This is a genomic window from Haladaptatus sp. AB643 (assembly GCF_024136975.1).
Lineage (GTDB): Archaea > Halobacteriota > Halobacteria > Halobacteriales > Haladaptataceae > Haladaptatus.
In genome coordinates, this window is sequence record NZ_JAMYJW010000018.1 from 70,608 (window position 1) to 78,355 (window position 7,748).

The 7,748-nt window shown below is 61.8% G+C and carries 9 protein-coding genes and 1 tRNA gene; 7 read left to right on the plus strand and 3 right to left on the minus strand.

Annotation, left to right across the window (positions count from 1 at the left end; translation table 11 throughout):
- Nucleotides 1-210 precede the first annotated feature (210 nt).
- Together NKF25_RS23570 and NKF25_RS23575 are read left to right on the plus strand one after the other, a co-directional pair.
- Complete coding sequence (locus tag NKF25_RS23570; protein WP_253229055.1) at nt 211-903, plus strand: SDR family NAD(P)-dependent oxidoreductase; 693 nt, start codon at nt 211-213, stop codon at nt 901-903.
- A gap of 774 nt (nt 904-1,677) precedes the next feature.
- Nucleotides 1,678-1,977, plus strand: coding sequence for a hypothetical protein (locus tag NKF25_RS23575; protein WP_082837773.1), 300 nt, complete (start codon nt 1,678-1,680; stop codon nt 1,975-1,977).
- Nucleotides 1,978-1,980: 3 nt separating this feature from the next.
- Here the strand turns inward: NKF25_RS23575 and NKF25_RS23580 are convergent, their stop codons facing one another.
- The gene (locus NKF25_RS23580) at nt 1,981-2,283 is read right to left on the minus strand and encodes a HalOD1 output domain-containing protein (protein ID WP_253229056.1); all 303 of its coding nucleotides are present in this window, start codon (nt 2,281-2,283) and stop codon (nt 1,981-1,983) included.
- A gap of 174 nt (nt 2,284-2,457) precedes the next feature.
- Here NKF25_RS23580 and NKF25_RS23585 point away from each other — a divergent pair, with 174 nt between their 5' ends.
- The gene (locus NKF25_RS23585; RefSeq protein WP_190303734.1) at nt 2,458-2,598 is read left to right on the plus strand and encodes a hypothetical protein; all 141 of its coding nucleotides are present in this window, start codon (nt 2,458-2,460) and stop codon (nt 2,596-2,598) included.
- 37 nt (nt 2,599-2,635) lie between these two features.
- Here the strand turns inward: NKF25_RS23585 and NKF25_RS23590 are convergent, their stop codons facing one another.
- Nucleotides 2,636-3,526 carry a sulfurtransferase gene (locus NKF25_RS23590; RefSeq protein WP_253229057.1) on the minus strand — a complete coding sequence of 297 codons (891 nt, stop codon included), beginning with the start codon at nt 3,524-3,526 and terminating at the stop codon, nt 2,636-2,638.
- A gap of 132 nt (nt 3,527-3,658) precedes the next feature.
- Here NKF25_RS23590 and NKF25_RS23595 point away from each other — a divergent pair, with 132 nt between their 5' ends.
- The 3 genes from NKF25_RS23595 (at nt 3,659) to NKF25_RS23605 (ending at nt 5,759) form a co-directional block, all read left to right on the plus strand.
- Entirely contained in the window at nt 3,659-4,093 is a 435-nt protein-coding gene (locus NKF25_RS23595; protein WP_253229058.1) for a DUF393 domain-containing protein, read from the plus strand.
- 66 nt (nt 4,094-4,159) lie between these two features.
- Nucleotides 4,160-5,281, plus strand: a complete 1,122-nt coding sequence (locus tag NKF25_RS23600; RefSeq protein WP_253229059.1) for a pyridoxal phosphate-dependent aminotransferase — start codon at nt 4,160-4,162, stop codon at nt 5,279-5,281.
- 181 nt (nt 5,282-5,462) lie between these two features.
- Nucleotides 5,463-5,759 (plus strand): PRC-barrel domain-containing protein, encoded by a 297-nt coding sequence (locus tag NKF25_RS23605; RefSeq protein WP_253229063.1) that lies wholly within the window; start codon nt 5,463-5,465, stop codon nt 5,757-5,759.
- Between the two features lies 1 nt (nt 5,760).
- Here the strand turns inward: NKF25_RS23605 and NKF25_RS23610 are convergent, their stop codons facing one another.
- On the minus strand, nt 5,761-7,206 hold the full coding sequence (locus tag NKF25_RS23610) for a DHH family phosphoesterase (RefSeq protein ID WP_253229060.1): 1,446 nt from the start codon (nt 7,204-7,206) through the stop codon (nt 5,761-5,763).
- A gap of 468 nt (nt 7,207-7,674) precedes the next feature.
- Between NKF25_RS23610 and NKF25_RS23615 the strand changes: the two genes are divergently transcribed.
- Nucleotides 7,675-7,748, plus strand: a tRNA-Lys gene (locus NKF25_RS23615).

Sequence of the window (7,748 nt, forward strand, 5' to 3'; positions counted from 1 at the left end):
GTTACCGCCCGAGAGCTGTGGCTCTCGGGCACGTGTGAGGAAATGACGGTTGAGGGATTTGAATGACGGAAGAGGCAGTCTCGCCGAAGGCGAGGAAGCGTCTTCAGGTAGTTCAAATCTCCCTCTCGGCGCTTTTCCAAACACGACTCGACCAGTCGAGACGCTCGTGATCGACACAACCTGGAAGCACCTCGACGCCGTAGCCGTTCCATGAACGTTGACGTGTACGACTCGCTGGATGAACAGTGTGCACTCGTCACGGGGGCGAATCGGGGGATCGGTGCGGAGATCGCGGCGGAGTTGACTGCGCTCGGTGCGGGGGTGTACGCCGGAGCGCGGAATCCCGGCGAAGTCACGGCGACGGACCAGCGAGCAGTCGAACTCGACGTAACCGACGGGAACACGATTCGGGGAGCGGTGGAGACGATCACCGACGAGGAAGGACGGCTCGATATCGTGGTGAACAACGCCGCGACGTACGGGCCGACCGGGAAGTTGGAGTCGCTGTCGGACGGAACGATCGAAACGACGCTTCGGACGAACCTCCACGGGCCGATGCTCGTCACGAAACACGCGCTGTCGTTGCTGACTGAGCGCGAGGGCGGGCGCGTCGTGACCCTCTCCAGCGGGTCGGGGCAGTTCGACGGCGGCATCGATACCGGCCATCTCCCGTACGGCGTGTCGAAAGCCGGTGTGAACGCGTTCACCGACGCGCTGGCGGTGCAGTATCCCGACCTCCTCGTCAACGCCGTCTGCCCGGGGTGGGTGCGAACCGAAATGGGTGGGTCGAGTGCCCCGCGGAGCGTCGAGACGGGTGCCGAGACGCCGGTCTGGTTGGCGCGCTTCAAATCCGGCGGCCCGAGCGGGCGGCTCTGGCGGGACAAAACCCTCGTCGAGTGGTAGCCGTTCGAACGGATCGGACTCATTGCTAGACAATCTCACGGTTGCATAACGATTATTATGTTCGCCAAAATACGTGAAGATACACCCAACTGACCGAATCCGAGTGACCATCATGACCACCACCACCCAATCGCGTCCACTGCACGCCGTCCTCGTCGAGGCCGGAGTGTCCGCGTTTGGGATTTCCGCATGGATGGCTCTGTATGGAGCATCCAAGGCGAATCTACCATGCGGACGCGACGGGTGGTATGGTCTGACGGATGTTCACCGCATTCGGACTGCACCCACGCTCGTCGCGTAAGGCGGACGCCACTGCCACCGACGGCGGGTGCTTTCTTCGATTCTCCACGATCGAGGAGCCCCGACTCCGTGCGGGTCCGGGCCATCAGTTGGCTCTTTTCGACCCTACCGTCCGGCACCGGCGTTCGTCCTACCAGTGTGTAACTTCGGGTGTCGAGTGTCGTCGGCCGAATCCGCCGAACCGATTCGGCTGACGACCTCGATCCGCGGACAGCCGTGACCGGAACGGGTACGGCTCCGCAACCGTCCGACCGTCGGTGTGGTGTCCCCGTGACACCCACCGTGAGAGGCCTCGCTGGCGAACGCCCAGAGATATCTCTCGACCTCGTCGAGCGAATCTCGTCCCGTATCATCCCCGTTCGTCCCTCGATCCCGTTCCGTCGCTCCCGTCGGGTAGTGGTCTACCCCGTCCGCGTCGCTGGCCCCACCGGTCCAGCGATCGGATGCCGCGCGTTCGATTCGCGCGGGAGCAGTATGTCACAGGCACTCCATCCAGTGACGGTCACTGCTGAACTCACGGTGTTAGTTCCGCGTGGAACCGATGGCACGCTCACGACGGCGGCACGACGCGTGCTCACGAAAATAGAGTCGGTTCGAACCGTCCACGACGTCGCACACGCGGGATTCCGTCCCCGGGCGACGGATATCGCGGTCGACGTCGTCGCCGAACTGACCGTCGCCGAAGCGCGCGACCGGGAGGCTATCGCGGTCGCTCTCGGGAACGGATTCGGCGTCCGTGCGGTGACAGTCACCGCGGTCGAAGCGGACCGGTAAAATTCAGTGGAGTTCGACGATACCGGAGCCGCGGACGACGACCGTGTATCCGCCGTAATCGAACTCGACGCTGGTGACGGTTGGAATCCGGCCGTCGTAGTTGGGTTCGAAGAAGTCGTCCAACGCGTCGGGGTCGATCCGTTCGTAGAGCGGCGCGACGTTCTGAAGGTCGACGTTCTCCTGCTCGGAGACGGCGCGGATGACTGCCTCGCTCACCTGCTCGTCCTCCCGAACAGCAAACTGTCGCGGGGGGGATTTCGCCGGTATCGTCGGTTCTGGGGGTGTCAGTTGGCTTCCCGGAGACATGATTCGGCTACTATCTGTTGGCAACGACATTGTATAAAAAACCCCACCATCCGGACTGAGCGTCGGTAGATGGGATATATATCTCTGCTCAAATATAGATTGATGGTTTCCTTATAGTTCAGAAAACGCACTATTTTGCATAGATATATACCGTATAAAATCGCCACAATTAGTATGGAATCGGGATTAACCGACGAAGATTTCAGACAAATCAAACGCTTCGCAGAGACGCCGCGACACGAGCGAACGCCGGACCTCCTCCGTGCGATAGAGAGTCGGAAATCGAGAACCGAAACGGAAGACGAACAGGAATAAGAGACACGCACGACTCCTCCGCCCGAAACCGGGGGAGTTATCCTTTGCTCGCTCGGCTTGCTGGCTCGTCAGTTTCGGCTTCGATGGGTGACCGAATGAGGTTGCCCCACTCGGTCCACGACCCGTCGTAGTTACGCACGTCCTCGAAGCCGAGCAGTTCGTGGAGCGTAAACCACGTTATCGACGAGCGCTCGCCGATACGACAGTAGGTGACGACGCCGCTGTCGCCCGTGATGTCGTGGTCCTCGTACAGCGCTTCGAGTTCTTCGCGTTCCTTGAACGTCCCGTCGTCGTTCAGGTTCTCGCTCCACGTGATGTTCGTCGCGCCGGGAATGTGACCCGCGCGCTGTGCGGTTTCCGGACTCCCCTCCGGTGCGATTTTCTCGCCGCGGTATTCGGCCTCCGACCGGACGTCCACGAGTGGGAGGTCGAGCTCTATCGCGTCCTCAACGCCTTCGCGGTAGATCCGGAGATGATCGAACGGACCGCCCGCGTCGTACTCCGCCTCGGGATACGACGGCACCTCGTCGTCCGTCGGATAGTCGTTTTCGAGCCAGTACTCACGTCCGCCATCGAGGAGATACACGTCGTCGTGGCCGTAGTACTTGAACTGCCAGTAGGTGTAAGCCGCCCACTGGTTCGACTCGTCGCCGTAGAGGACGACGGTGCTATCGTCGGTGATGCCGTGTTCACCCATCATCTCGGCGAAGTCGTCCTTCTTCAGGATGTCCCGCTGGAACGAATCCTGGAGGTGCGGCCCCCAACGGAACCCGATGGCACCGGGGATATGCGTCTCGGCGTAGGACTCGTCGTACTCGATGTCCGCCTCCACGAGCCGGTACTCGGGGTCGTCGCTCCCGAACTCGTCGAGATGGTCGTCGACCCACTCGGCCGTGACGAGAACGTCGCTTCGATCGGTCTCTGACATACGCCTAGTTCGTCTCCTTATTTCCACTTAGGGGTGATGGGCACGTTACCGTTCTGTGGCACGATCGGCCGTTCTTCGGTTCCTTTCCGGCGCAACAATCCTTATCCGCGAAACTCCCGTAGCCGAAACGGCATGACCGAGTATCACGCGGTACTCGTTTTCGACGGGGACTGTCCGTTCTGTTCGGCGGCCGCGTCCGCGCTACGACGGGTGCGCGGCGTCGGTGCCATTCCGTGGGATGCGGAGGCGGCCCAGTCGTTTCTCGAAGCGCAGTTCGATGCGATACCGTTCGCGTTGGTGTTCGCCGATAGCGAAGAGGGTCGAGTGTACGTGGGGAGGGAAGCGGCCCGCGAACTCTGTGAGCGGGCGGGAGTACCGGTTCTGATCCGCGACGTCGTCGGCGACAACTACGAATCCATCGCGGACGCCATCCGAACGGTGACCGGGGTTGACGGTGACCCTGATCCGTACCACGGCGTCTATCCGATGGCTGTCGACGCCCGCGAACGCTTCGACGCGTTGGCGGCGAGCGCGGATTCGATGCCGATAGCGGTGCGGGACGACTAATCGTGCACCTTCGTGCGGTTTGCATCCTTCCCGAAGGTTAAGACTCACCTCTCCGTAGCCCCCGGCATGTTCCCGGATATCGACTATCTCGACTGGATCACCGGTCGCCCCGAAGCCGCCACGCACGACCTCGGGTCGAGCGACCTGCGGCGCGCGGTGCCGGAACCGGACGGCATCGTGCCGCCGAAACTCGCCGACTTGCCGTCGCCGCCGGACGACCTCGACCTCGAAACCATCATCGCCGACGCCTACGACGTCGGGACGGAGAACGTCCTCGTCACGGCCGGTGCCACGCACGCAAACTTCGTCGCCATGGCCGCCGCACTCGGCGGGAAGGGGGACGGAGCGGGCGAAACGGACGGTGGCGACGACCGTCCACCGCGCGCGTTGGTCGAGAAACCGGGCTACGAACCGCTGGTGGCGACGCCGGAGGGACTCGGTGCGACGGTGGACCGCTTCCGCAGACCGGCCGAGGACGACTACGGACTCGACCCCGGGCGAGTCGAAGCGGCGATGAGCGACGGAACGCGCTGTATCGTCGTCACGAACCGCCACAACCCGAGCGGGAGTCGGGCGAGTCGAGAGACGATGGCGGAAGCGAGTCGCGCCGCCGCGGACAACGACGCCACCTTGCTCGTGGACGAGGTGTACGCGCCGTTCTGTGCCGACGAGGCCAGCGTCTTCGGCGGCCCGACCGCCGCCATGCTCCCGAACACGGTCATCACGAACTCGATGACGAAGTACCTCGGGTTCGGCCCGATTCGCGTCGGATGGCTCGTCGCGGACGCCGACTTCGTCTCGCGCGCCCAGTCGGTCATGTTCCATGTCCCGGCGATATCGGCCCCAGGGATGGCGCTCACCCGCCGCGCGCTGTACGCCGAGACGGAACTCGCCGAGGGGTCGCGCGACCGAATCGAGGAGAATCGGGAACTGCTCGCGGAGTTCGTCGAGGAGCGCGACGACATCTCCGGGGCCGTCCCGTCCGGGTGTACCTACGGCTTTTTCTCCCACGAGTCGGCCGACGGGGACGAGGTATCGGAAGCCGCGTGGGAGGAGGGAATCCTCGTCGTTCCCGGGCGGTTCTTCGACGACGACGACAGCTTCCGATTGAGTTTGGGGCTGGACAACGAGACGGTCCGGACGGGATTGGACGCGTTCGGCGACGTGTTGGACGACATCGCGGAGTGAGACGCTCGCTGCGAGGATCGAGGTGTCAGTGAGACGTTCGAGACATCGGTTATCAAATACAAGCGATATGTTTCGTATGCGAAACGCGTCAGACGACTCTCATCGCCCCGATAGGTTCATTCCGTCGTGGTCTGCCAAGAGTTAAGACCCGCGCATACAATCTCATGTTCATATGGACGGTATGGATGGAAGCCCAGCGGAAATCACGACGCTCGTCGGCCGGGAGGTTTACTCCAACAACGGAGTCTTCGTCGGAGAGGTGGACGACGTTCGTCTCGATTTGAACGAAACGGCAGTAACAGGTCTCGCACTCGGTGGTATCAACGACGAACTGTTTGGCGACCGCATCACCCCCGGACGCGGCATCATCGTGCCGTACCGGTGGGTACGCGCGGTCGGTGACGTCATCCTCATCAACGATGTCGTGGAACGGTTGAAGCAACCGGAAGAGGGAGAAAGCGAAGAAGCGGTCGTCTAATTCAGTTCCCGTTCGATTCTCCATCGACGCCCATCGCGTCGAACAGTTTCTTCTTGACTGCTTCTTCGGTGAGCGAGAGCAAGGTGTCGCGGTTGTCCTCGTTGGTCTCGATGCCGGTGAAGATGCCGAGCGGAATCTCCGCGCTGGCCTGCGTCGAGTGGCCCGCCGCTTCGCCGATGGTGTCGAAGGCGTCCTGTAGCACGTTGCCGATGTTCATCCGGATGTCCTTCGACCGGGCGGCGAGGTAGATGGTGTCGTCGGCGATGCCGAAGACGGCGGACGTGGTGATGCCTTCGAGGTTGAGCAGGTGTTGGGCGGCCTGCGTGAGCGCGTCGCGGTCGCGGATGAAACCCGCGTTGCTGACGAGATGGCTACCCTGCACTTCCCGGTTCGTGATGGCTTCGGCGAGCACGTCCAGCGTCTCGGGCGACATCGACGGCGATTCGACCTGTTCGAGCGTGTCGTGGTTGGCAAACGGGTAGAGGTACGCCGCCGCGGTGAGGTCGGCGGGCGTCGTGTCGCGCTTGAAGTCGAGCGTCTCGGCCCGGATACCGTACAGGAGCGCCGTCGCAACCTCCTCGCTCAGGTTGATATCGAACTCCTGAACGTACTTCGTCATGATCGTCGAAGTCGAACTGACGTTCGGCCGCACGTCCGAGAACCCCGCTTCGTACTCCGATTCGGGTTCGTAGTGGTCGATGAGGATATCGACCGGGTGGTCGAGTTCGGGTTGTGTCGCCCGCATGTGGTCGACGAGGGCGAACGTGTCGTAGGAGTTCACGTTCACTTCGTCACGCTGGATCAGTTCGATACCGAGCAGGTTGACGAACGCTCGGTTCTCCTGGTGTCCGATCTCACCGTGATAGAGGATGTCCGCTTCGACGCCGAGGCTTTCGGCAATCGTCTGGAGTGCGGCCGCGCTGGCGATGGAATCCGGATCGGGATTGTCGTGCGTGAGAACCGCGAGTTTGCTCGACGTGTCCTCGATGACGGCGGACAACTGCCGTGCCTTGTACTCCAACTCGCCCGCTTCGAGCGAGCGAAGCGCGGAGTTGGCGATAACCGTCGACGGGTTGATCACCACGTCCGCGCCCATCTCGGTGAGTTCGTCGGCCGACACCGGGTCGCTCGCACGGACCACGGTGAACCGTTCGCCACCTCGATCCTGAAGGTTCGAGACGGCTTCCTTGTTGGCCGCGACATCGGACGAGAGGATGAGGACGACGTCGCGGTCGGCGACGTCTTTCGCGGCCGATTCGTCGCGGATGTCCCCGCCCTGCGCGTTCAAATCCTGGTCGCGGAGCGCCTCGACGCGATCGCTGTCCCGGTCAATGATGAGAACTTCTTTCCCCTGTGCAACAAGTTCCTCGGCGACGGCGTAGCCGACGCTCCCACAGCCCAAAATGGCGTACGAAGACATCGAGGAGATAGTTATCCCGGCGCTCATTACTACTGGGCCGTTGCCCCGGCCGGTACTTAATCCTCCCGGAGCGCCGTTGAAACCAGTCCACGCCTAGCTTTACTCATCCGTAAGGTGGATCGATCCATCATCGAGATAGTAAAAATGAATGTTACTAATCACTGTGATAATACTGAACACGCTCGATACGGGAACCGACCGTTTCGCTTCCCCGTCGGCGACTGACGGAAGTGAATCTGTGATGTCCGTCGAAGGGTTGACGAACGTGTACGCGACCCGAGATGGTGGAACATCACCGCCATCGACGACATCTCTTTTGCCGTCGACGACAGGGGCTTCTCCCTCTGTAATTCCGGGCGCAAAAGCTCGGTGTCTTCGACAGTTGCTGACCTCGTTTTCGGGCCGATTTTTCACATCGTTTTTCACCCCAAACCGGGACACTGCGATTCGAAAGGAAACGTATTTACGTCCCACCCGACTTTTTCAAAATGCATTGGGCCGGTAGCTCAGTTAGGCAGAGCGTCTGACTCTTAATCAGACGGTCGCGTGTTCAAATCGCGCCCGGCCCG

Excerpts from the sequence above, each read along its gene's own strand:
- NKF25_RS23570 (WP_253229055.1), top strand. The coding sequence starts at position 211 with ATGAACGTTGACGTGTACGACTCGCTGGATGAACAGTGTGCACTCGTC.
- NKF25_RS23575 (WP_082837773.1), top strand. The coding sequence starts at position 1,678 with ATGTCACAGGCACTCCATCCAGTGACGGTCACTGCTGAACTCACGGTG.
- NKF25_RS23580 (WP_253229056.1), bottom strand. The coding sequence starts at position 2,283 with ATGTCTCCGGGAAGCCAACTGACACCCCCAGAACCGACGATACCGGCG.
- NKF25_RS23585 (WP_190303734.1), top strand. The coding sequence starts at position 2,458 with ATGGAATCGGGATTAACCGACGAAGATTTCAGACAAATCAAACGCTTC.
- NKF25_RS23590 (WP_253229057.1), bottom strand. The coding sequence starts at position 3,526 with ATGTCAGAGACCGATCGAAGCGACGTTCTCGTCACGGCCGAGTGGGTC.
- NKF25_RS23595 (WP_253229058.1), top strand. The coding sequence starts at position 3,659 with ATGACCGAGTATCACGCGGTACTCGTTTTCGACGGGGACTGTCCGTTC.
- NKF25_RS23600 (WP_253229059.1), top strand. The coding sequence starts at position 4,160 with ATGTTCCCGGATATCGACTATCTCGACTGGATCACCGGTCGCCCCGAA.
- NKF25_RS23605 (WP_253229063.1), top strand. The coding sequence starts at position 5,463 with ATGGATGGAAGCCCAGCGGAAATCACGACGCTCGTCGGCCGGGAGGTT.
- NKF25_RS23610 (WP_253229060.1), bottom strand. The coding sequence starts at position 7,206 with ATGAGCGCCGGGATAACTATCTCCTCGATGTCTTCGTACGCCATTTTG.